This window comes from Vibrio sp. zbq_1 (assembly GCF_043102935.1).
Taxonomy (GTDB): Bacteria; Pseudomonadota; Gammaproteobacteria; order Enterobacterales; family Vibrionaceae; genus Vibrio; species Vibrio parahaemolyticus.
In genome coordinates, this window is record NZ_JBICJH010000015.1 from 339785 (window position 1) to 363597 (window position 23813).

Consider the following 23813-nt stretch of genomic DNA (forward strand, 5'->3'; position numbering starts at 1 on the left):
ACGATTATGACCAAACTCATCTACAGTGTGTTGTTGTGCCACTTTATCGCTGCGTTTGCCGCGTTAGGTATGCCGCTATTTCTACCCGTCGTGTTGCCAACGTTAGGCGCAAGCATTGATGCGGACTGGGCAGGGGTATTGTTTATCCTACCCACGTTTTGTACTGCGTTGGCGGCACGATTTTGGGGCAGCTTTGCCGATCGCTATGGTCGCCGCCGCTCACTCTTGCGTGCGCAACTTGGCCTTGCAGCAGGGTTTGCGCTGTGCGGCTTGGCAGACAACCTCGCCATGTTTGTGTTTGGTCTTATTGTTCAAGGAACCTTTGGCGGCACAATGGCCGCCTCGAACAGCTACTTATCTAGTCAAATTAAAGAAGCCAAAACACTCGGCAAGTCACTCAATAAAACCCAACTATCTGCTCGCTTGGCGCTGATCGTTGCGCCCATTGGGCTCGGCTGGAGCTTGTCAGAGACCAACCCGCTCAACGCGTACCTTTGGTTATGCGTTTTGCCTTTAATTGCTATGGGCTTCACGCTAACACTGCCAGTGGATAAACCCGCCGACCAAAACCTCGAAAAGCCAAACTCAGAATCTCAGCAAGAACAACCTGTTGTACAGAAAAACGCAATGCATGCCATTCGCTGGATCTTCTTTGCTCAGTTCGGGTTTGCGTTTTCTATGGTGGTGACCTTTCCTTATTTCTCGCCGTTTGTGCAGCAATATGGCATCACTAACCACGCATGGATCGGTTTTCTGTACGCACTGCCGCATGGCGTCTATCTGTTGCTGGCAGGCAAAATCCACGTGTGGTCAGATGGGCTGAATCGCCATCAACCGCTGCGCACGTTGTGGCTCGGGTTTGCATTGCTTGCCGTGAGCTCTGCTTTGCATTTGATTGCGTCCGAAACCGCACTCATTGCTGCGAGAATTATCTTCGGCATCGCGATGGTGTGTTGCTATCACGGATTGCATCAGCATCTTGCGAGCAATCTGGATCGCAAACTCAGTGGCAAAGTATTTTCTCGCTTTGATGCCATGTCCAAATGGGGTGGCGTGGCGGCGGGATTTTGCGCTTCTTTCATTTCTAGCTTGGGGCTACTTGAGGTTCCTTTCCTACTTTCTGCGATAGTCAGCGTAATCACCTTGATCGCGCTGGTTCTCCACTCAAAATTTGGAAATCAACATGTTACAAACTCAATCCTCTCAGACTAGCGAGTTGCGCGCGCATGATGTGCAGCTCAATCGTGAGAAAGCCCAACTCAACACGATAATGGGTGTTCTTAATTGTTACTTACGGGAATTTGCACTGCCGAATCAACAAGTGGAATGGCACTACCAATCGACATCGCTACCCCAAACGTTAAAACGCAACTATTCCGCCAAGCAACGGGTAGCCGTTCATCTTTCTCAACAAAATGGCCTGCTGGTTTTGCCGATTCACTATGCAAGTAAACTGGGAAAAATCAAATTGGCAGAACTACCGTGGGCGAAAATGCCGGGATCTGGTTGGGCGAAATTGGATGCCACGCAAACTCTTACGCTTTTGCTTAACTATCTCAAGCAGGTGTTGGCGATCCCATTTAACCATGAGCTGATCGAACAACTGGAAAATAGCGTGCTGGTTACCGAGCAGTTTCTCAACGTCGCGCCCAAATCGCATCACAACGAGTTTATCGCTTCGGAACAGTCTCTGATTTGGGGGCATACTTTCCATCCGACCCCGAAAAGTCGTTCGGGCGTCACCATGGATGATCTCTTGGCGTTTTCTCCAGAAGTCGGCGCGCAAGTCCCGTTGTACTGGTTTGAAGTGGATACGTCCTTACTTGATGTGCTGAGTTCCGACGGAGACGCTAACCCTGCTCAGCGCATGCTACAACAGCTCACGCCACAACACACCACCAGCAATGGGAAGACCCTCTACCCTTGCCATCCTTGGGAAAGCTACACCATTTTGAGCAACCCAAGCGTGAAGCGTGCCATTGAACAAGGCAAGATCACACCACTGGGTTTAGGTGGTGAAAAGATGCAGCCGACCTCTTCAGTTCGTACCCTCTACCACCCAGATATGGATTGGTTTGCGAAATTCTCCATCAACGTACGATTAACCAATTGCGTGCGTAAAAACGCGTGGTACGAACTCGACAGCGCCGTGCAGCTCACGTCGATTCTCAAACCAATTCGAGAAAACGAACAGCTACACAACCCCGTATTTAAAGTGATGACAGAGCCTTACGCCACCACATTGAATCTAGAAAGTGTCGCTGAGCGTAATTGGGATGACAACACCAAAGCGCGCGAATCGTTTGGGATTTTGTATCGCGAAAATTTCTCGCTGAGCGAAGTCGATATCTTAAAACCAACCCTCGCTGGCGCTCTGTTTGCTTACGACAAAAACGGCAACAGTTGCATTGCTCAACGCCTTAAAAACAAAGCGCGTACTACGCAAAATCGCTATTCCGACATCGCGACATTGTGGTTTGAACGCTATTTGCATTGCCTAATTCCGGGTGTGTTTAACTACTACTTCAAACACGGGGTGGCGTTTGAGCCGCATTTACAAAACACCTTGATTGGCTTTGAGCAAGAGATGCCGTGTTGTGTTTGGATTCGTGATTTGGAAGGCACTAAATTACTGCCAGAGTTCTGGCCAGCAGAAACATTAACTGATTTGTCTGAACGCGCGCGACAATCGGTTTACTATAGTCGCGAACAAGGCTGGAATCGCATCGGATACTGCACCTTTATCAACAACATCAGCGAAGCGATTTTCTTCATCGCAGAAGGTGATGAGCCACTAGAACAAACGCTATGGAATGCGGTGCAAAGTGCCATTGTGCGTTGGCAATCAGTGAATGGAAAACAGCCGGAACTAGAAGCGTTGCTGAATGGCGGTCACTTCCCAAGCAAAAATAATTTCACCACACGTTTGATGCAAAAAGCCGATAAAGAGTCGGGCTATACCCAAGTCACCACGCCTTGGCAGCAACACGAAAAAGGAGCGCAACATGTCTAATTCACTCTCCCTACCGACACGCGTTAGCCAGCAAGTTCACACGCTCGCACAGCAGCAAAATCAACCCTTGTGCGCGTACGTGTATAACCTAAAAGCCTTAGAAGAACACATCAAACAACTGCGTCACGTTTTGCCGAAAAATGTCGAGCTATTTTACGCAGCCAAAGCCAATCCATCAGGCCCTATTCTCAAAACGCTCGCGCCGTATGTCGATGGGTTTGAAGCGGCATCTGGCGGGGAGTTGACACACCTCCACCAGCAACAACTCGATAAGCCATTGATCTTCGGTGGCCCAGGAAAAATGCCAAGTGAATTGCAACAAGCGATTGAGCTGGATGTCGATGCAATTCATGTCGAAAGCCTCACCGAGCTGCAACGCATTGGAGCAATAACCGAGCGCCTCAACCGCCCTGCTTCGATCTTTTTGCGTATGAACATTGATATTGGCGACATCACGCTCAGCAAGTTGGCGATGGGCGGCAAGCCGACTCCTTTTGGTTTGGACGAGTCCGAACTGAGTAATGCTTTAATGTTGCTGCGCGATTTCCCACAAGTGTCACTGAAAGGTTTCCATTTTCACTTGATGTCGCATCAGCTTGATGTTGAACGTCACTTAGCGTTAATGCAGCGCTATTTCCAAGTCGTGAAAACGTGGCAACAAGAGTTTGAACTCGGTGAGCTGATGATCAACTTGGGCGGCGGCATGGGCATCAACTACCAAAACCCTGAGCAACACTTTCCGTGGATGGAGTTTTGCGACAAGTTGGAATTCCTCATCGCTAAAGAGCAAGTGCAAGATTGGACACTGCGTTTTGAATGCGGACGTTTCATCACGGCGGCATGTGGTTATTACGTGATGGAAGTACTGGATATTAAGCAAAATCTTGGCGAAAACTTTGTCATCGCGCGCGGAGGAACCCACCATTTCCGCACGCCAGCAGCGCAGAGCCATGATCATCCATTCGTCATCCTGAAAAGCGAGCAACACCATGAGATTTCTCACCCAATTCAGCATGCACAAGCAACTTTTGTCGGCCAGCTTTGTACGCCCAAAGATGTGCTGGCACGCAATCAACACGTCGCCCACGTCGATATTGGTGATTATGTTGTGTTTACCTTAGCGGGCGCCTATGCGTGGAACATCTCCCATCAAAACTTCTTGATGCATGAACCGCCGATCTTCCACTATTTTTAAACGGCATACTTCGCTTCATTCAAGCCCCAATCATTGGGGCTTTTTTATTCCACTCGGCACAAATTCATTGCCATTAACCGCTTTGCGAAATAGCAATAATGCGTTTTATCAGCTCGTCGGGTTCCATCTTGGGATTGCGGTAAAAACGGAAGATTTCCGAGTTTATCGCTTGCTGGGCAACCGGATTGACCGCCATCGAATCAATCATACTCGGCACAGCGAGGTTGTGTTTAACGCCGTAGTGAAAGTCTTGATATGACTGGACCTGACACGGATTAAAATCGCTGATGTCGATATCGGTACGTACCGGAATCGAGCCTTTTACCTTATTGAACTTAGCTTGAAACTCGACATCTGCCAGCGCGCTTGCGGTTTGCTGAGCCGCCTCGGCAGAAAACGACTTGCTCGACATAAACACCAAGCTGTCCATGTTGTAGAGGAATACACCATCGCTGTCAGGCGTTGGGTAACAGCCGACCTCTTGCGGGACTGAGACTTGATTGGCGAGCAGCTCACCTAAAATCCAATCTCCACCGATTTGAAACAGCGCTTGACCGTCGGCTAGCGCTTGGGTCGCCGTATCCCACTTACTGTCGGGTAATTGGTTGTCGATCAACAAACTCAGGCGGCGAAATTGCGTCAACGCTTGGCGCAGGGTATCACTGTCGATGCTGTCTCGCTCAAGTTTAACCATTGCATTGGTGTAGAACTCAACGCCGCCAGTGGAGATCACTAAGTTCTCGAAAAGTTGGGCGACTTGCCACGGCTGCTCACCGACTGCGATCGGCACGATGCCATTTTGCTTAGCGAGCTCCATGGCGGCGAACATCTCTTGCCAGTTTTTCGGCGCGGAAAGATTCAGTTGTTTAAGCAGCTTGTGGTTGACCCACAGCCAGTTCAAACGGTGCAGCGTAAGTGGCAGGGCGATATAGCCGCTTTGTGTTTTATTGATTTCGATAGACAGCGGGTAGAGCACCTCGTCCCAGCGCTGCTCATCGGCAACCGCGTTGACGTTGTGCAAAATACCGATGGCATCCCACGCTTTAATACTTGGCCCTTCGATTTGCGCGAAGCTCGGTGGATTGCCCGCCAGCGCGCGAGCTTGCAGTACCGTCATCGCGCTGTCGCCACCACCGCCTAACACCGGGCTTTGCAGCAGCTCGATATCATGCTGTTTTAGCTGAGCTTTGAGTGTTTGCAGCGCTTGCTGTTCGCCGTCAGAAGTCCACCAATGTAAAAACTCTACCCCTTGTGGCGACTCAGCGTGAGCGACGCAAGGGGCGAGCAACAGTGGGAACAAGAATGCCAGTTTGTTCATAGCCAGTCTCTCGGGAAAGTCAGTGTGGCGCAGAGGCCGCCAAACTGAGAATGGCTCAGCGACAAACTGCCGCCGTGAGCCTTTGCAATGCTCTGTGAAATGGTTAACCCCAGCCCACTGCCTTCTTTATCGTTGCTAGCGCGGAAGTATGGCTGGCAGAGCTTTTCAAGTAATAAATCGTCAACACCGTCACCGTGATCTTCAATTTCAATCTGGATCGACTCTGGGCTTTCAGTCAGCGTAATGTCCGCTTGATGGCCGTATTTGAGTGCGTTATCGACTAGATTCTGAATGCAGCGCTTAATCGCTAACGGTTTACCAGCAAAGTGGGTGCGGATTTCGCCGTGGATGCGAATCGTGTCCGGCGCATCGGCGATATTGGAGGAAATGTGCTGAATCAGTTGGGTGAAATTGATCGGCTCGATTTCCTCGTGGATATCGGTCTCTTTAATGCATTGCAATGCGCCTTTGACCATCAAATCTAGGTCGTTACTCAGGCGGATAAAGCGTTCTCGGTCGGCGTCGTCATCCAGCATTTCCGCTCGTAGTTTTAGGCAGGCAATTGGCGTTTTCAGATCGTGGGAGATGGCGCTGAACAGCATCTCGCGGTCTTTAATGTGGCTGTCGATGCGTCGATTCATCTTGTTAAACGCACGGACCGCCGCTTTTAGTTCGTTACTGCCTCGTTCAGAAACTTCGGGCACGTCTAATCGGCTCGACATCAGGGTTGCGGCTTTTGCCAGCTCTCGAATCGGTTGAATTTCTTTGCGAACGATAAACCAGGTACACAGCAACAGCATTAGCGCGGACAGCAATAGCGTCAGCCATTGGCGCAGCTCAAAATAGTTAGTCTCTAGGTTGATGTAAGGCGCGGGCAGCACCGCCGCGAGATAAAACCATTCGTTCTGTGCGACTTCGACCTGCATCACCAGAATAGGCGGATTGAGGTCACCAAACGAAAGCGAATAATGCGCCCACAATAACGGCAGTTCGTCGATAGGTAGCTCGTTGTTGAATACTTTGAGTTTGTCACGCTGGGTGAACTCCACCTCAATATTAGGAATGCCGCTCAGCTCGCTTTCTAATACCTCGCGAACTTGGTTGATGACCAACGTTTTGCGCTCGCTCTCTGGCAGTGGGTCGACGTCAATCTGGTGATTGTTGAGTGAGACGAAAAAGCGCGTGCCGCCCATGTTGCGTAGTTGATTGAGCACCAAGTGGCGGTATTCCGAAGGGAGGGTTTGAAAGAAGGCGATGGTGGAAGAAGCGCTCAGTGCTAAGCTTTTGACTGTGGTGGTCAGGCCTTCTTTATCGCGTTCGCTGGCGTGTTGATACCAGATAATCCCGGATAATACCTGAGCCAGAATGATCACCAGCAACAAGAACACACTGGTACGAACGACCAGTGAGCCCGTCCAGCGTTTAATTCTCATAATGCACGTCCGTGGTCAGCATGTAGCCTTTATTGCGCACCGTTAAGATCAGCGAGCGGTCTTTATCTTCAAGGTGATGACGCAAGCGGCTGATCTGCACGTCAATACCGCGTTCAAACGGGTCGGCATCGCGTCCCCAGATCTCGCGCGCAATGTCATCGCGCGACAATATTGACTGAGCGTGGTTGACGAACAAACCGAGCAGCGACAAATCCGCGCCACTCAGTTGCTTGACCTCGCGGCTAGCAACGTGGGTCAGTTGCCGGGTTACGGTATCTAATAACCAATCGTCAAAACGCACTTTACGCGTCAGTTTGCTATTGGCGGTCGATTGGCTGCGTCTCAAAATCGTTTTGATGCGCGCGAGCAGTTCTCGCGGGCTGAATGATTTGGTGATGTAGTCATCAGCGCCCATTTCTAGCCCTGCGACTCGGTCGGCTTCTTCAGTGACGGCGGTCAGCATGATGATCGGAACATCGGAGTTTTTGCGCAGTTTTTGGCACAGGGTAAAGCCGTCTTCACCGGGCATCATAATATCGAGGATGATCAAATCAGGGTGGTGATCGTTGAGCAGTTGCCACATCACGCCGCCGTTTTCTGCGCAAAGCACTTCAAACCCTGCGCGACCAAGGTAATCTGACAACGCTTCGCGAAGGTCGAGGTTGTCATCGACGACCAGTATCTGCTTGTTTTCCATCCTACTTTCCCTGTGTCCGTCCCTGTGCCTGCCCCTGAGTTTGGCGCTGGCCAATATGATGCATTCTTAAACGCACATTCACAATCGAGCCGATTACAATTCTCACTTCTCGGTGTAAGAGATTTGTAAGCGGCCACTTACAAACTGATTGCCTTTTGTAACCTTAGGCGCCGCCTTGCTCGCTATGATCATCCTGACCTTACGTGAAACAACATGACCTGAAGGAATCAGGTCCTATAACACTGGCATTCGTCAGGAGGAAACCATGTTTGCAAGTATATTTGGACAACTACAAAAAATAGGGCGGTCGTTGATGCTGCCTGTGGCGGTGTTACCGGTGGCTGGCTTGATGCTGGGTATTGGTAACGCGGGTTTTGCGTTTATTCCAGACGCGGTCAACAAAGTGATGCTCGCCGCCGGTGAAGGCGTGTTCGGCAACATGCAGTTGATGTTTGCGGTCGGTGTGGCGCTCGGGTTATCAAAAGGCAATGACGGTGCCGCTGCGCTCGCAGGCTTAGTTGGCCTAATTATTATGAACGCATCGCTCGGTATCGTGACTGGCCTGCGCGGCCTAGAAACTGACGCCACCATCATGGGCGTTGAGACGCTGCAAACCGGGGTGTTTGGCGGCATCTTTATCGGTGCTGTCGCGGCAATCATGTACAACCGCTTCTACAACATCAAACTGCCGGAATATTTGGGCTTCTTCGCGGGTAAGCGATTTGTGCCCATTGTCACCGGTCTATCGGCGATCGTCGTTGGTGCGATTCTCGCGTTTGCATGGCCACCTGTCGGACAACTTCTTGATGCATTCTCTCATTGGGCAGCGTACCAAAACCCTGTACTCGCGTGGGCAGTTTACGGCGCAGGCGAACGTTCTTTACTCCCGGTTGGTTTGCACCACATCTGGAATGCGCCGTTCTTCTTTGAAGTTGGCAGCTATGTAGACCCAGAAACCGGCAAAGAGTTTACCGGTGAGCTCACTCGCTTCTTCGCGGGCGATAAAACCGCAGGTTATCTGTCTGGTGGCTTTATGTACTCCATGTGGGCGCTACCAGCAGCGGCACTGGCGATTTACCACTGCGCGTCTCCAGAGCGTAAGAAAATCGTCGGCGGTTTGATGATGTCTGCGGCGTTGACCTCTTGGTTAACTGGTATCACAGAGCCAATCGAATTTACCTTCCTATTCGTCGCGCCAGTGCTGTACGTAATCCATATTTTCCTAACTGGTATTGCGTTTGCGATCACCGCATTTTTGGAAATCAAACACAGTACTGACTTTGCGCACGGCGCGATCCAGTTCTTCCTTTACTACCCAATGTCGAGCAACGCGTGGATGTTCATCATCATCGGTCCAATCTGGGCGACGCTGTACTATGGCTTGTTCCGCTTCCTAATTGTGAAGTTGGATCTGAAAACGCCGGGTCGTGAAACCGACATTGCAGAAGTGAAGATTGCCGGACAGCCTGATGAAATTGCGGTGGATGTAGTCGCTGCATTGGGCGGCAAAGCCAATATCAAGTCAGTCGATGCGTGTATCACTCGTCTGCGCGTATCGGTGAAAGACATTGCTAACGTTGATGTTGCTAAGCTAAAAGCACTTGGCGCGCGAGATGTATTAGTGATTGGCGACAGTTTACAAGCGATTTTCGGCACACAGTCTGACTCAATTAAGTCAGAAGTGCACAGCGTACTCGCCACCTCCTGATCTTACCTCCCCCAATCTAGGTAAGATTTGCCAACCTCCCAGCGAGGTTGGCTTTTTCGTTTTCGGAGTAAAAAAGCGAAGCCAATAACCAGCCCTACTTCGCCGCCGCGTTGGTTAAATTGCCCAGCACGCCGCTGATTTTATTCAATACCTCATCACAGCCTTCAATATGATGGCGCTGCTTCAAATACATAGGATCGTTATAAGCTAACCACGTTTTGCCTTCAGCATCTTCATACACCAACACTTTTTGGGGTAAATCGAGCGCCACTTCCTGCGCACAGATCATCAGTGGCGTGCCCACTTTAGGGTTCCCAAACACGATAACTTCAGTTGGTCGCAACGTCATATCGACTTTCGTGGCATTCTCTTGATGGTTAATGCGCGCAAAGACGTTCAACCCTTTTTCTTGCGCGATAGCGACAAATTTATCCGCCGTATCTTTTGCTGAATGCGTGCTCGCAACGGTTACCACCCCCTCCCCAGCCAACGCACTCAATGACGTCAACGCCACGACCAACCCGATGATTACTTTTTTCATTTGTCGTCCCTTCCTCTCTCTGAGTCGAAAACTAGATATAGAAAAACCAAGTGTAGGAAAACTATAGAAGTCAGATTCCGCTATCGCGAATTGCACTCTACCCACTCAAGAGTCGACCGTGTAACACGGATTAATTGATTCAGATTAATAAAGCATTAACTAGCCGAGCATCAAAAGCGTGAAATACGTAACATTTGCAGCCTATTTTAGTAAGAAAGAGAAAAGTAGTGACACGCGATCAATTTGAGTTATTAGCACCCGGTGGTGATTTAGATTCCATCAAAGCCGCCATTGCCGCTGGCGCCGATGCAATTTACTGTGGGCTCGACCGCTTCAATGCTCGTAACCGAGCGACCAACCTCACCTTAGATAACTTAAATGGCGTGTTAACGTTGGCCCATCAGCACAGCTGTAAGATTTTCCTAACGTTGAATGTGCTGATTTTAGAAAGTGAAATTCCAGCGATTGTTCGCTTACTCAGCCAACTGAACACCACCAAAATCGATGGCGTGATCGTGCAAGATCTCGGTCTGGCCTACATTCTCAAACATCACTTTCCCGATTTGGATGTGCACGCTTCAACGCAACTAAACACGCATAACGAAGGCCAGATCCTCTTTCTCAACCAGCTCACCGTAAGCCGAGTAAACTTATCTCGCGAACTTAACATCGATGAAATAAAACATCTGGCGCAATTTGGTCGCGAGCACAACGTAATGATGGAAGTGTTTGTCCACGGCTCATACTGCATTGGATTCTCCGGAATTTGCTACATCAGTTCCGCTCGCAATGGCGCATCAGGTAACCGTGGACGCTGCAGCCAACCTTGTCGCGAACAGTACGAAACGACCAAAACGGGCAACAACTACCCACTCAATATGAAAGACAATTCCGCCTTTGGGGACTTGGAAGCGCTTGCCGATGCTGGCGTGTATTCATTAAAAGTGGAAGGACGAATCAAGAAATCGCACTACGTCTATACCGTGGTCGACAATTGGCGTCAGCAAATCGATCGCTTGTGCGAAGGTTTGGAACTCTCTGAAGACACCACCGAGTTATACACGGTGTTCAACCGCGATTTCTCCAACGCATTTTTGCAAGGTGATTTCGGCAAGGCGATGTACATCGACAACCCGTGCGACCACGCTGTAAAGCATTTTTCGAAGGTTTATCAATGCCAGTCTGCTGATGATGTGCAAGCGGTGAAAAAGAAACTCTACGACGACAAAACCGCGATCATTGAGAAAGTGGCAGAGCAAACCAAGTCGTTCGATGTCACTTCGACACAAGTATCCGGCAGCAGCTTGAAAGGGTCGATTGATGTGCCAACTCTGCCAGCGTTACCTCAACCAGAACCTCGCCAAGGAGCGCCAAAACTATCGGTTCTGATCTCGTCAGCACAAGAAGCCATGCTGTGCGAATACCACGACATTGATGTTTACTATCAATTGCCAATGGGACTGTCTGGTGAACTGAGCGCGATGATTGAATTGTTCCAAGCCAACCCAATGCTCAAACCTTGGTTCCCTGCCATTTTGATTGGCGAAGACTACCACGCCGCTCGTGTATTTTTGGACACAATCCAACCTGAATTGTTGATCACCAACAACTCAGGCGTCGGCATGATCGCAAAAGAGCTCGGCTTAGGCTGGGTGGCAGGCCCACAAATGAACACGGTGAACTCATACGCGTTTAAATGCCTTCAATACGAGTTCGCGGCAAGTGGCGCGTTTGTTTCTAACGAGCTGAATATGAAGCAGATGCGCCATATCAAGCGTCCGCAAAACATGCGCAGCTTCTACAGCATTTATCATCCAAATACCCTACTCACGAGCCGCCAATGTTTGTTCCAACAAACCGAAGGATGCCGTAAGGTGAAGGTCAACAAAGGTTGTTTGAAACGCTGTGATAAACGCACGTCTATCATCAACTTAAAAGACAATCCTTACGTGGTGCAAAAACAGAAAGGCAGCCACAATTCAATCTACAGCGAGCACAACGTCTTAAACCTGCAAGTGCTGCACGATCTGCCGCAATTGTTTACCGATGTGTTGATCGATCTGCGTGATATCCAGACCGAAACGAAAGTCTCAGCAAGCAAACCTGAGTTGATTGACGCGTTCTTAGCTCTACTTGAAGATCACAGTGAACAAGCCATCCAAACGCTGAATGCCATGATTCAACCAACAGCAAACGCGCAGTATTTGAAGGGGTTGTAGGGTCTTATTCGAGAGTTAAACCCAAAACAGCCATGAAATCATGGCTGTTTTGGGCTTGTGTTCACTTTGAAGTGATACCAAGTAGAAAGAGCATTATGCGCGGCTGGTTTGTTTGTAGCGGTCAAAAATAACAGCAGCAAGTAATATTGCACCGCGCACGACGTATTGCGCGAATGGTGACATGTTAAGAAGGTTCATTGCATTTTCGACTGTACCCAAAATCAGCACGCCAGCAATCACGTAAGAGACTTTACCGATGCCACCTTTTAGCGACACACCACCAAGGACACAGGCAGAGATAACCACCAATTCAAAGCCCACTGACGTCATAGGCTGACCACTGGTCATACGCGCCGCCAAAATAACCCCCGCCAATGCCGAGATAAAACCAGACACGGTGAAGATAATCATCTTAGTTTTCACTACATTCACACCCGCTAAGCGAGCCGCTTCTTCGTTGCCCCCAATCGCGAGCGTGTTACGACCATAAACAGTGCGATTCAGCAAGAAAGCAAAAACTCCAAAGGTAATGATCGTCAACCAAATAGGCGTTGGGATACCAATAAATGATGAGTTACCCAGTGCAAAGAAGCTCTCTTCTGTGATGCCCACCGCTTTACCATCTGAGATGATGTAGCCCAAGCCTCGTGCTATCTGCATGGTCGCCAAAGTGGTGATCAGTGCGTTGATTTGCAACTTAGCAATGACAAAACCGTTTAACAGGCCAAAGGCAACGCCAGAAAGCAGACCTGCGCCCACACCAAGTACCACGCTGCTAGTTGCGTTGATCGCGACGGCGGTAACCACACCTGAGCAAGCAATGATGGACGCGACCGACAAATCCAGATCACCACACGCCAAGCAAAACAGCATGGCACACGCCACCATGCCACTCATAGAGATCGCCAAACCCAGACCTTTCATATTGATGAACGTCGCGAAGTAAGGCACAAAGAAAGCACACAATAAAAACAGACCAGCGAACACCATCAGCATGCCGAATCGGTCCCAAATCCCAGCAAAATTCCATGAACGCTTCGCGTCCTGTTGTTCTAGTATTTTCGTAGAGCTTGTTACAGACATAGGATATTCCTTTATTATGCAGCAGCTTGGTTGTTGCCTAGCATGGCTAAACTCAAAGCAGTTTGTTCTTTAAACTCATGGCGCTGTAGTTCACCTGTTACCGCACCTTCTTTCATCACCATTACGCGATCGGATATACCAAGAACTTCTGGCAAATCACTCGACACCACCAGCACAGTGACACCGCGCTCAGCAAGATTGAAAATCAGTTCGTAGATCTCTGATTTCGCACCAACGTCAATGCCTCGTGTTGGCTCGTCCAACAAAATCACACTCATATCGGTGGAGAGCCAGCGACCTAGAATCACTTTTTGTTGGTTACCACCAGACAACTGCCCTATAGCCTGTTGTAATGAGGCGGTTTTAACGTTCAAAGCCTTACGTTGCTGCTCTGCGTTGTCTCTTTCCCATTTGAAATCGATCAAACCGCCCAATTTCAAATTCCATGGACGAGCACTGATGTTGGTGTTCTCTTCCACCGAGAGAATAGGAACGATAGCGTCCGCTTTACGGTCTTCTGGGCATAACGTAATGCCTGCGCGAATCGCATCTTGTGGACTTCTGACACTGATGGGCTGCCCATGAATGTAAATTTGTCCGGCTTGCGCTTTTTCCGCGCCGAAAATGAGACGGGTTAGTTCTGTTCTCCCTGCCCCAACTAAACCAAACAGACCCAGAATTTCACCTTGACGAATATCGAGTGAGACTGGTTGGGTTAACCCTTTGCCTTCAAGGTTTTCAATGCGTAGGCCACTTTCGCCTAGAGAACGCGAACGGTAGTTGTAGATATCGTTGATTTCACGACCGACCATCAGCTCAACCAATTTTTCATGGGTTAAGTCGGTCATGTCGTCAAATGTTTGTACATGTGTCCCATCTTTGAAGATGGTAATGGCATCGCACAAATCGAAGATCTCTTCCATACGATGGGAAACGTACAAAATGATTTTTCCGTCATCGCGCAATTCGCGAATAACTTTGAATAAGTTTTGAATCTCGCGTTGAGACAAACTGCTGGTTGGTTCATCAAACGCGATAATCTGAGCATTGCGGCTTAGTGCTTTGGCAATTTCCACCATTTGCCACTGGCCGATAGAAAACTCTTTAAGTGGGCGAGAAGGATCAAAATCCTCCCCCAAACGTTTTAGCTGTTCTCGCGCTCGAGCGTTCAATGTTTCCACATCTACACTGCCACCTTTTGTTGGCAACTGACCTAGGTAGATGTTTTCTGCCACACTAAGCTCAGGTACCAAGTTCAGCTCTTGGTAAATAATGGCGATACCTTGCTCAAGCGCATCAGTCGCTGAGTTGAACACCAAAGCTTTACCATCGACGACCAACTCGCCTTCAGTAGGTTGGTGTAAGCCACTGAGAGTTTTAAGCAACGTTGATTTACCTGCACCGTTTTCACCCATTAGCGCATGAATACTGCCTTTGTTGGCGCGAAAACTAATGTTGCTCAATGCCTTAACTCCTGGGAAATGCTTCGATATGTTGCAAAACTCAAGGTAAGAAGGGGAATTTATCATGATCATTCTCTCCGTTTCCCGAAAGAGCGGCGGTCATTGCACCGCCGCAAATAGGCTTAAAGACCTTTTTTCTGTAGCTCTTCACGGAAGTTGTCGCGAGTGATCAGCACAACATCGGTGACTTCCACAAACTTCTCTGGCTGCACATCTTCTTTCACCCATTTGTAAAGTGATTCGATGCTCTTAAAGCCGTGCACGTCAGGGCTTGGCAATAGTGAGCCAAAGAAACCCGTAGCGTTTGACTTCGCCAACTCATTCACGGCATCGACACCATTAATACCAATACCAATCACGTTTTCAGCGGCAAAACCTTGGCCTTCAGTCGCGCGTACACCACCTAAAACCGTGTTGTCGTTCATACCAACAATCAGCCATTGCTTAACCTTTGGATATTGAACCAACAGTGAGTTAGCGGCATCTAACGCACCTGGGATGTCATTCGTTTTGGTCGGAACACGGTAGATTTGAGATTTAGGAAAGCCAGCATCTTCAAGTGCTTTTACAGAACCATCCACACGGCGACGAGCGGTATCTAGTTCGTCAGCAGTAATGGCCATAACACCTGTTGTAGCGGCATTCCATCCACGATTCGTCATCTCTTTAAACAGCTCTGAGCCCTGACGGTAACCAATTTCACTCGCCGCCATCATCACTAAAGGCACCTCTTTCATCGGTTCGCCTTTCGCGTTTAGAAACTGATCATCAACGGTAATAACTTTCAAATCGTAGCTTTTCGCTTTGGCCATAATCGCAGGGCCAAGCTTTGGATCTGGCGTACAAATGACAAAACCTTTCGCCCCGCTGGCAGCAAGCGTATCAATGGCATTCAGCGTTTTTTCACCATCAGGCACGGCCATCTTGACCAATTCAAAATCGTATTGCTTCGCTGCTTTTTCCGCAAAAGACCACTCGGTTTGAAACCAAGGCTCTTCCGGCTGCTTCACGAGGTAACCAAGTCTGACGTTATCGTCATTGGAGCCAAAAAAAGCGTTAGCAGAGGCACTGAGCATTGTCATGCCAGATAGGGCAGCGATTGTGAGTAGTTTTTTTAATTTCATTGTTATCCATCCACTGGTAGAGGTGAGTGTTCGCTGTACATATTTGTGCATCCTTGACCATTTGTTAGTGATAAAAATCACAGCGGAAAAATGTAGCAATTTTGTCCATTCATTTAGCTACAGAGGCTATGAAGCAGCTCTCAATTGTGCGACTAGCAACTTTCAAATATCGCTCAAACCCCAACGCAAACGTTAATCATGGTCGAAAACACTTAATTTTTGAGCAATATATAAAGGTGTTAAAAAGGACACAAAAAACACCCAGTGACGTTTTTGTCCATAAACTTAGCAACCCTATTTATGGGATAACCCATCTGCTCTGGCTATAACAACAAGTAGATTTAGTTTGCTGACCAAAAGTTGGAGTTGTCATGGACACAATAAATACACATCAGCAGCATGTAATTGGTTTGGACTTCGGATCGGACTCCGTACGTGCGCTTATTGTTAATGCCGAAACAGGACAGGAAGTTTCCTCGTCTGTGGTGTACTACTCACGATGGATGAAGGGGCTCTATTGCCAACCTGCGCAATCGCAATTCAGACATCACCCGCAAGATTATTTGGATGCAATGACCAGCGCTATCCAAGAGGTACTGGCAACAGTGCCACAGACTCTGGCCGATTCTGTTGTCGGCATAGGCGTCGACACAACAGGCTCAACCCCAGCTCCAATAGATGAAAACGGCACTGTTTTGGCGCTGCTTCCTGAGTTTGAGCACAACCCAAATGCAATGTTCGTCCTCTGGAAAGATCACACATCCGTAGCCAAAGCAGATCGAATTAATGAACTCGCCCATTCGGGAAAATTCACCGATTACACGCGTTACGTCGGCGGTGTGTACTCTTCAGAGTGGTTTTGGGCAAAAGCAGCTTGGGTCAGCGAACAAGATGAACAAGTTGCAAAACGTGCTTTCAGCTGGGTCGAGCTGTGTGATTGGATCCCAGCAATTTTGGCTGATACTCAACATCCACAAAAACTGCGTCGTGGCATCTGCGCTGCGGGACACAAAGCGATGTGGCATGAAAGCTGGGGCGGACTACCTGAACAAGCGTTTTTAAGCGCAATTTCACCGACGTTAGACGGTATTCGTGACCGTATGTTCACAGAAGTCTTTACCTCCGATCAGGCGGCCGGGTACCTATCAAAAGCATGGGCAATAAAATTAGGCTTACCAGAAGGCATCGCGATTGCAATCGGCGAGTTTGATTGCCACATGGGTGCCGTTGGTGCCGGTGCTGGTGCCAACGATTTAGTTAAAGTCATTGGCACTTCTACCTGTGACATTTTGATGGTTGAATCACAAAACGTTGGTGACCGCACTATTCATGGTATTTGTGGTCAAGTCGAAGGCAGTGCTATGCCCGAGTTGCTAGCACTTGAAGCCGGACAGTCCGCTTTTGGCGACATGTATGCCTGGTTCAAAAACGTCTTAATGTGGCCACTACAGGCTTATGCCGAACACAATCCAGACTTTGCCTTAACTGCCGAAGAAATTGCTTCAGAACTTTTGCCGATGCTATCGCAAGCTGCCGAGCAGCAAGGTATCGACCAATATACTCCGGTTGCAATGGATTGGCTCAATGGCCGCCGAACCCCTTACGCAAACCAGCGTCTTAAAGGTGCCATTTGTGACTTAAACCTTGGTAGCTCATCGCCTGCAATTTTCTCCGCACTCGTAGAATCCACTGCGCATGGCGCAAAAGCGATCGTCGATTGCTTTATAGAACAAGATGTCACTGTCGAACGCGTCATCGCCATTGGTGGCATTGCGCAAAAATCCCCTTACGTGATGCAAATGTGCGCCGATGTGATTGGTCGCGACATCATCGTGGTCGAATCAGATCAATGTTGCGCATTGGGGGCAGCGATTTTTGCAGCCGTCGCAGCTGGCGTTTACCCGACGACCAAATCAGCACAAGCCGTGATGGCAAGTCCTGTTCGTCAAACCTACTCACCAACACCAAAAGTGCAAACATTGCGAGCACAGCGTTACGCGACGTATCGCGAGCTTGGGCAACACATGGAGCAGATTGCGGAGTTTCACCAATCGCAGGAGCGTGAAGATGTCTGAACAAACCGTCTGGAATGATGCCGACTCATTAGTCGAACGAATCAAAACGCTGCGTCACCAAGTCTGGCAAGCCAATATGGATTTACAACGCCATAACCTTGTGACGTTCACATGGGGCAATGTGTCAGGCATCGATAGAGAATCTGGGTTGGTTGTTATCAAACCTAGCGGCGTTGAGTACTGCGAACTGAATGCTGAAAACATGGTGGTGGTCGATCTGCACGGCCAAGTGGTTGAAGGGAAACTCAACCCATCTTCCGACACAGCCACGCATCTAGAGCTTTATCGCCATTTCCCGGAGATTGGCGGCATCGTTCACACCCACTCTCCTCAGGCAACGGCATGGGCACAAGCAGGCAGAGCCATTCCCGCGTTGGGCACAACTCATGCGGATTATTTCTACGGACAAATTGCGTGCACTCGCGCCTTGAGCGACGAAGAGATCGCACACAACTACGAGCTCAACACTGGCAAAGTCATCGTCGAAACCATCGGTGATTCAAACGTTATGGCGTCTCCCGGAATTTTGGTCAAAGAACACGCACCTTTTACTTGGGGTAAAAGCCCTGCTCAAGCGGTTCACAACGCCGTAGTGGTTGAAGTTGTCGCTGGCATGGCTTTGCAAACACTGCAAATCAATGCCGAGGTAGACACTCTTAACCCTTCGCTTCTCGACAAACATTATTTACGTAAGCACGGCGCGAACGCCTACTACGGTCAAAGCAAAAAATAAGGAAACATGATGAAGATTTTCAACGACAAACAAGTATGGTTTGTAACAGGCTCTCAGCATCTTTACGGCCCACAAGTATTGGAAAGCGTTGCGCAAAACAGCGAAGAAATCATTGCAGGATTAAATTCGTCTGATGACATTTCAGTTTCTATTGCTAACAAAGGCACGGTAAAAACACCGGATGAAATTCTCGCAGTATGCCGCGCAGCCAATAACGATCCTGACTGTATCGGCTTGATGCTGTGGATGCACACTTTCTCTCCAGCCAAGATGTGGATTGCCGGCCTAACCCAGCTAAATAAGCCATTTTTACACCTTCACACCCAGTTCAACGCGGCGCTACCATGGGATGAAATCGACATGGATTTCATGAACCTCAACCAAAGTGCGCACGGTTGCCGAGAGTTTGGCTTCATTGGCACCCGTCTGAATATTGAACGTAAAGTCGTAGTCGGACACTGGCAAGAACCGCAAGTGCATAGAGATATCGACGATTGGTGTCGCGCCGCTATTGGTGTGAATGCAGGTCAGCACCTGAAAGTCGCCCGCTTTGGCGACAACATGCGCCAAGTCGCGGTCACGGAAGGCAACAAAGTCTCTGCGCAAATCCAGTTTGGATATGAAGTGAATGCGTACGGTCTTGGTGAGCTCAGTGACGTAGTCAACTCGATATCAGATGCGGATGTAAATCACCAGCTGGATGAATACGCATGCATGTATGAGATGTCTCCAGACTTGTTCAACGACTCTGATTTGAAAAAGCTGATGGCGCAAGAGGCACGTTTAGAGCTTGGGATGGAATCTTTCCTCAAATCTGTTGGAGCAGGCGCGTTCACCAACACGTTTGAAAACCTAACTGGCTTAACAAATTTACCAGGACTAGCAACACAGCGCTTAATGGCTAAAGGTTTTGGTTACGGCGGAGAGGGTGATTGGAAAACCGCAGCGATGACGCACATCATGAAAGTCATGGGGCAAGGCAAACCGGGCGGTACATCTTTTATGGAAGACTATACCTACAACTTCGGCGAAAAAGGGCAAGTGTTAGGCGCTCACATGCTAGAAGTTTGTCCAACTATCGCGGCGGCAAAACCAAGATTGGAAGTTCATCGTCATACCATTGGCTGCCGTTGCGATATTCCACGCTTAATTTTCAGCGGCCAATCTGGCGAAGCGTTAAACGTGTCGATTATTGATCTTGGCGATCGCTTTAGAATGATCGTCAACGTGATTGATACCGTCACACCACCACAGTCACTGCCACATTTGCCTGTAGCTCACGCGCTTTGGGAACCTCAGCCCAACTTAAATATCGCAGCAGCTGCGTGGATTCACGCTGGCGGCGCACATCACGCAGTGTACAGCCAAGCTGTCACATTGCCGATGCTTGCCGACTACGCTGAAATCCTTGGCATCGAAATGGTTGTGATTGACAACAGCACCAACTTACGCCAGTTCAAACAAGAATTGCGTAACAACGGAGTGTATTACCGTCTCGGTTAAACCACACAAATGTGCTCCCGCTTAGGGAGCACTTTGGAGTCAATTAGTGAATGATACAGACGTAGAAACCGTGCCCACTTTTCAACTGGAAAAAACTCGCTGGACGCTCAACCTTTCCACTGAGCAACCAGCGAGTTTCGAGCTACAGCGGGATGGTAAAACGCACTTTATCGGCACCATGGAAGTATTAAACAACGGACAACTCATTGCCGTTCACGATGCTGATTGGCGCTTTAGGCACAAGCCAGAAAAGCTCGAACAATGGTGTCAACTGCACCATTCAGAAACCTTATCCATCAATATGAACTACTACTTTGCTGATGATGCTCTCGTGATCGAGTATTTGGCGAGAAACACGGTTCCAACTCGCCTTGATATCCGTCATACCATCAAACAAGTTGTCGATTCACCTGTCGAAGACAACGAGCAAGCGCGAAGTGCGAAGTGGCAGCACCAAAGAGATGGATTACCAAGTGACTTCTTATCGAAAACCGCTAAGACGGACTTTTTCCGAGAAGCCTTTTCTGCCAAACAATGGATCGTTCTAGAAAACTGTGAGGAATAACGACGACAGTTTTTCCGCTCCAGAATAGACTGATGAAAAAGTAAATTAGTTGAAATATGCAAAACAACGACCCTTTAAAACCCGGCTACAACTTTGACGCACACCTTGTGGCTGGGCTTACCCCCATTATCGAAGGCGACGAGCTCGATTTTGTGATTGATCGTCCGAACGGGATGAAAGGGTTCATCATCAACATCACGAGCCAAGGTGAAGGAACGATATTTCATGGTGATGATGCTTTTGATGTCAAAACCGGGGATTTATTGCTATTTCCACCAAGCGCAACGCACTTCTACCATCGTAAAAAAGACAACGCATCATGGTTTCACCGCTGGGTCTATTTTCGTCCTCGTGCTTTTTGGAATGACTGGTTGTGTTGGCATGAACAACGAAATGGTGTGTATCTGACTCAAGGATTGGATAACAGCACGATTTCTCAGATTGAACGCCTATTCATCGACATTGAGTACATTTCCAAATCAGACATGCCTTATCGAGATGATCTCGCGATTAACTTACTGGAACAACTACTGATTCGTTGTAAAACCATTCAACCTGATGTGGTGAGCAAGCCGTTAGATCCTCGTGTTATTGAAGCGATGAACTACATGACGCAGAACCTGAATCAAAATTTCACACTAGAAGACATCGCTGATTTCACCTGCCTGTCCGCCTCACGCTTAGGGCATCTATTTCGAGATGAAGTTGGCATGACCATTACTCAATGGCGTGACGACCAACGTATTAGCCGAGCGAAACAATTGTTGGTCACAACCAACTATTCGGTCAATCACATTGGTCGTATCGTTGGTTATACCGACCCACTCTACTTTTCTCGCGTATTCAAACGTAAAGCCGGCGCAAGCCCCAAGTTGTATCGAGAGCAGATTAGTTGAAGGTTATCTTGAACACTCACTGTGCACTGACTACAATAGCGCACTTTTTTACGGAATTTAGGTCACAAACATGACAGATACAGCAAAACCAGCTCTACCAGATCGCCTAGCAGGTAACCCACGCAGCCCATTCTTCATCAAAGAATGTTTTGAGCACCAAATCGGTATCCGTTTCAACGGTAAAGAGCGCACTGACGTAGAAGAATACTGCGTGAGTGAAGGTTGGGTAAAAATTGCGTCTCCTAAAGCAAAAGACCGTTTCGGTAACCCAATGCTGATCAAACTGAAAGGCGAAGTTGAAGCGTACTACGTGTAAGCAACTCTCGTTCAGTCGAATCTAAAAAGCTCGAGTCTTACTCGGGCTTTTTTAATGCCTACGTTTTGTTGCATTCGCACTGTTTATCTTTTAAACCAAACAGTTACATGACAAATAATTAGTAAACCATTTTCGTGATCCTACTTCGTGTTTTGGCGATAAAGGTCGCTTGGCTCGGCAGCTTTGAGATTCGTTTCACAGTTTATTCATGAGCCAAACCTAGACTGAAAAAATCCACCTTTCTAATTCGAAAAATAACAAAACTAGGATTCACCCATGAAGAAGAACCTCCTGGCTATCGCCCTTGGCAGCGTAATTGCGCTGACAGCAGCCCCTTATTCACTGGCCGCCAACGATTCTACAATCCAATCTTCCGCAGACTACTCGCAACTGGTGACCAAACGTCAAGTTGTCGACCAACTTTTGAATGACGCCGTGGAAGCCTTTAAATCGCCGGCGCGTATCTCTCACGCTGGTTTTACCGCGAAAATGCCGAGCAATATGGAGATAGTTACCGACCGATTGCTAGAAGCTTACCAACTTGAGCCATACCGCACCGACCTACTCATTTCTGCGGCAAATGCGCAGATTTACAACAAGAACGTCGATCGAGCAATTGAACTGTTCGAACAAGCCTTGTCGGTGGCGCCGGACGATGCAGATTTACACGCTTATCTTGCGGTGTGGCAGCGCTTTAAAGGCAATCAAACCGAATCAGACCAACACATGGCAACGCTGGCCAAACTGAATGCCGGCAAAGCAGCAGACATCAACCGCATTTTCGACACAGTAGATCGCGTTTTGGCAACGCCGCTGAAAGAGAAAGCCGATAAAGGCAAACTGGACAACAAAGGGGCGATTGTTACCTTGGGTTATGCGCTCAATCCCGATGGTTCGATGCATCAAATCTTAGTCGAACGTCTACAAACCACGTTAGCAATGGCGAAAGCGAACCCAGATGCGATAATTATTTTGACGGGCGGCGTACCAAAGAACCACAAAACCGAAGGTAAATTGATGGCGGACTGGTTGATTGAAAAAGGAGTCAGTAAAGACCGCATCATCGAAGAAAACTACGCCACCAGCACGGTAGGCAATGCCCTGTTCAGCAGCTACGCCTTGGCGCGCCACAACATCAAACACGCGACCATTATCAGCTCGGCAAGTCACGTGCGTCGTGGTCAAACCTTGTTTGAAATCGCTAGTTGGCAAACTGGCCCGCAGGGCATCACTTTCGACACCGTAAGTTACCCAGACAAACCCCTCAAAGACTTAGCGAAAGCCAGCGAGAGCGAACTACTTGGCATTTACCGCGATGCGCTGCGTACTTACGGTATGTGGAGTTATCGCTCTTACCCGTTGGAGTCACGTTAACCCTTATCGCCCCATTCAAATCGAAAAAAGCCTGCACGTTCGCAGGCTTTCTTGCATTAAAACAGTGTCTAAAGCGATCAGATCGCTTCACCATTTACTGTAACTGCGACGTCAATGTTGCCACGAACGGCATTTGAGTATGGGCAGACTTGGTGGGCAATGCGCGTCAGCTCTAGTGCTTGTTCTTGTGGTAGGTCTAACTCTGCCGCGAGGCTAACGGTCAACGCAAAGCCACCGTTTTCATTCGGGCCAATGCCTACTTCAGCTGTCACAGGTGCGCTCTTTAGCGCTACTTTTGCTTCACGCGCAACGTGCAAAATCGCGTTAGAGAAACAAGCCGAGTAACCCGCTGCAAACAGTTGTTCTGGGTTAGTTGCTGCGCCTGTACCACCCATCTCTTTTGGATAAGCAAGTTCAAGATCCAGCAGACCATCGTTGGTTTTTACTTGACCATTGCGGCCAGCCAGAGCAGTAGCTTGAGTTTTGTATAATGTTGTCATGCGAATATCCTCTTTAATTTAAGTTGCGCACAATTCAATTGCTTACAACCTTACATC

The 23813-nt window shown here is 48.7% G+C and carries 20 protein-coding genes; 12 read left to right on the top strand and 8 right to left on the bottom strand.

All coding sequences use genetic code 11. From position 1 onward, the window contains the following. The first annotated feature begins 6 nt into the window (after positions 1-6). The 3 genes from ACF8CV_RS09440 to ACF8CV_RS09450 are packed head-to-tail and all read left to right on the top strand — an operon-like array spanning position 7 to position 4208. Positions 7-1212: an MFS transporter gene (locus ACF8CV_RS09440; protein WP_208871062.1), complete on the top strand. Its 1206-nt coding sequence runs from the start codon at positions 7-9 to the stop codon at positions 1210-1212. Then, positions 1184-3013, top strand: a complete 1830-nt coding sequence (locus tag ACF8CV_RS09445; RefSeq protein ID WP_208871061.1) for an IucA/IucC family siderophore biosynthesis protein — start codon at positions 1184-1186, stop codon at positions 3011-3013. The genes ACF8CV_RS09440 and ACF8CV_RS09445 overlap by 29 nt, the downstream gene beginning before the upstream one ends. Next, positions 3006-4208: a type III PLP-dependent enzyme gene (locus ACF8CV_RS09450; protein ID WP_138938121.1), complete on the top strand. Its 1203-nt coding sequence runs from the start codon at positions 3006-3008 to the stop codon at positions 4206-4208. Before ACF8CV_RS09445 ends, ACF8CV_RS09450 begins: the two co-directional genes overlap by 8 nt. Before the next feature lie 73 nt (positions 4209-4281). Here ACF8CV_RS09450 and ACF8CV_RS09455 read toward each other — a convergent pair whose 3' ends face one another. Genes ACF8CV_RS09455 through ACF8CV_RS09465 form a run of 3 tightly spaced genes read right to left on the bottom strand, consistent with a single transcriptional unit; the run spans position 4282 to position 7656 of the window. After that, positions 4282-5526, bottom strand: a complete 1245-nt coding sequence (locus tag ACF8CV_RS09455; RefSeq protein WP_025790533.1) for an ABC transporter substrate-binding protein — start codon at positions 5524-5526, stop codon at positions 4282-4284. After that, positions 5523-6959, bottom strand: coding sequence for an ATP-binding protein (locus ACF8CV_RS09460; RefSeq protein WP_138938122.1), 1437 nt, complete (start codon positions 6957-6959; stop codon positions 5523-5525). The genes ACF8CV_RS09455 and ACF8CV_RS09460 overlap by 4 nt, the downstream gene beginning before the upstream one ends. Further along, the gene (locus ACF8CV_RS09465) at positions 6949-7656 is read right to left on the bottom strand and encodes a response regulator (RefSeq protein ID WP_025524572.1); all 708 of its coding nucleotides are present in this window, start codon (positions 7654-7656) and stop codon (positions 6949-6951) included. Before ACF8CV_RS09465 ends, ACF8CV_RS09460 begins: the two co-directional genes overlap by 11 nt. A gap of 265 nt (positions 7657-7921) precedes the next feature. Between ACF8CV_RS09465 and ptsG the strand changes: the two genes are divergently transcribed. Continuing rightward, complete coding sequence (gene ptsG / locus ACF8CV_RS09470; protein ID WP_017447155.1) at positions 7922-9364, top strand: glucose-specific PTS transporter subunit IIBC; 1443 nt, start codon at positions 7922-7924, stop codon at positions 9362-9364. Positions 9365-9458: 94 nt separating this feature from the next. Here ptsG and ACF8CV_RS09475 read toward each other — a convergent pair whose 3' ends face one another. Then, positions 9459-9905, bottom strand: coding sequence for a DUF302 domain-containing protein (locus tag ACF8CV_RS09475; RefSeq protein WP_005383492.1), 447 nt, complete (start codon positions 9903-9905; stop codon positions 9459-9461). A 227-nt stretch (positions 9906-10132) separates the two neighbouring features. Here ACF8CV_RS09475 and ACF8CV_RS09480 point away from each other — a divergent pair, with 227 nt between their 5' ends. Then, complete coding sequence (locus ACF8CV_RS09480; RefSeq protein ID WP_208871060.1) at positions 10133-12124, top strand: U32 family peptidase; 1992 nt, start codon at positions 10133-10135, stop codon at positions 12122-12124. A gap of 93 nt (positions 12125-12217) precedes the next feature. On the opposite strand, the gene araH is transcribed toward ACF8CV_RS09480, so the two are convergent. From araH to ACF8CV_RS09495, 3 genes are read right to left on the bottom strand one after another with little or no spacing between them, the layout of a single operon-like run. Beyond that, positions 12218-13207, bottom strand: coding sequence for an L-arabinose ABC transporter permease AraH (araH, locus tag ACF8CV_RS09485; RefSeq protein ID WP_005477508.1), 990 nt, complete (start codon positions 13205-13207; stop codon positions 12218-12220). Positions 13208-13221: 14 nt separating this feature from the next. Next, positions 13222-14736, bottom strand: a complete 1515-nt coding sequence (araG, locus tag ACF8CV_RS09490; RefSeq protein WP_005460653.1) for an L-arabinose ABC transporter ATP-binding protein AraG — start codon at positions 14734-14736, stop codon at positions 13222-13224. A 56-nt stretch (positions 14737-14792) separates the two neighbouring features. After that, positions 14793-15794, bottom strand: coding sequence for an arabinose ABC transporter substrate-binding protein (locus tag ACF8CV_RS09495; RefSeq protein ID WP_021822101.1), 1002 nt, complete (start codon positions 15792-15794; stop codon positions 14793-14795). 371 nt (positions 15795-16165) lie between these two features. Here ACF8CV_RS09495 and ACF8CV_RS09500 point away from each other — a divergent pair, with 371 nt between their 5' ends. The 7 genes from ACF8CV_RS09500 to ACF8CV_RS09530 all read left to right on the top strand — a co-directional run bounded on the left by ACF8CV_RS09500 (position 16166) and on the right by ACF8CV_RS09530 (position 23256). Further along, the gene (locus tag ACF8CV_RS09500; protein ID WP_005460432.1) at positions 16166-17869 is read left to right on the top strand and encodes a ribulokinase; all 1704 of its coding nucleotides are present in this window, start codon (positions 16166-16168) and stop codon (positions 17867-17869) included. Further along, the gene (locus ACF8CV_RS09505) at positions 17862-18602 is read left to right on the top strand and encodes an L-ribulose-5-phosphate 4-epimerase (RefSeq protein WP_015313687.1); all 741 of its coding nucleotides are present in this window, start codon (positions 17862-17864) and stop codon (positions 18600-18602) included. Before ACF8CV_RS09500 ends, ACF8CV_RS09505 begins: the two co-directional genes overlap by 8 nt. 9 nt (positions 18603-18611) lie before the next feature. Further along, positions 18612-20105: an L-arabinose isomerase gene (gene araA, locus ACF8CV_RS09510; RefSeq protein WP_024700877.1), complete on the top strand. Its 1494-nt coding sequence runs from the start codon at positions 18612-18614 to the stop codon at positions 20103-20105. Positions 20106-20151: 46 nt separating this feature from the next. Continuing rightward, positions 20152-20670 carry a hypothetical protein gene (locus ACF8CV_RS09515; RefSeq protein ID WP_005500066.1) on the top strand — a complete coding sequence of 173 codons (519 nt, stop codon included), beginning with the start codon at positions 20152-20154 and terminating at the stop codon, positions 20668-20670. Between the two features lie 56 nt (positions 20671-20726). Beyond that, complete coding sequence (araC, locus tag ACF8CV_RS09520; protein WP_015313689.1) at positions 20727-21566, top strand: arabinose operon transcriptional regulator AraC; 840 nt, start codon at positions 20727-20729, stop codon at positions 21564-21566. Between the two features lie 70 nt (positions 21567-21636). After that, a complete protein-coding gene (locus tag ACF8CV_RS09525) occupies positions 21637-21882 on the top strand; it encodes a DUF3297 family protein (RefSeq protein WP_005460424.1) in 246 nt (81 codons plus the stop codon). A 276-nt stretch (positions 21883-22158) separates the two neighbouring features. Further along, positions 22159-23256: a YdcF family protein gene (locus ACF8CV_RS09530; protein ID WP_208871059.1), complete on the top strand. Its 1098-nt coding sequence runs from the start codon at positions 22159-22161 to the stop codon at positions 23254-23256. Between the two features lie 77 nt (positions 23257-23333). Here the strand turns inward: ACF8CV_RS09530 and ACF8CV_RS09535 are convergent, their stop codons facing one another. Then, positions 23334-23756 (bottom strand): organic hydroperoxide resistance protein, encoded by a 423-nt coding sequence (locus ACF8CV_RS09535; protein WP_015313691.1) that lies wholly within the window; start codon positions 23754-23756, stop codon positions 23334-23336. Between the last annotated feature and the right edge of the window lie 57 nt (positions 23757-23813).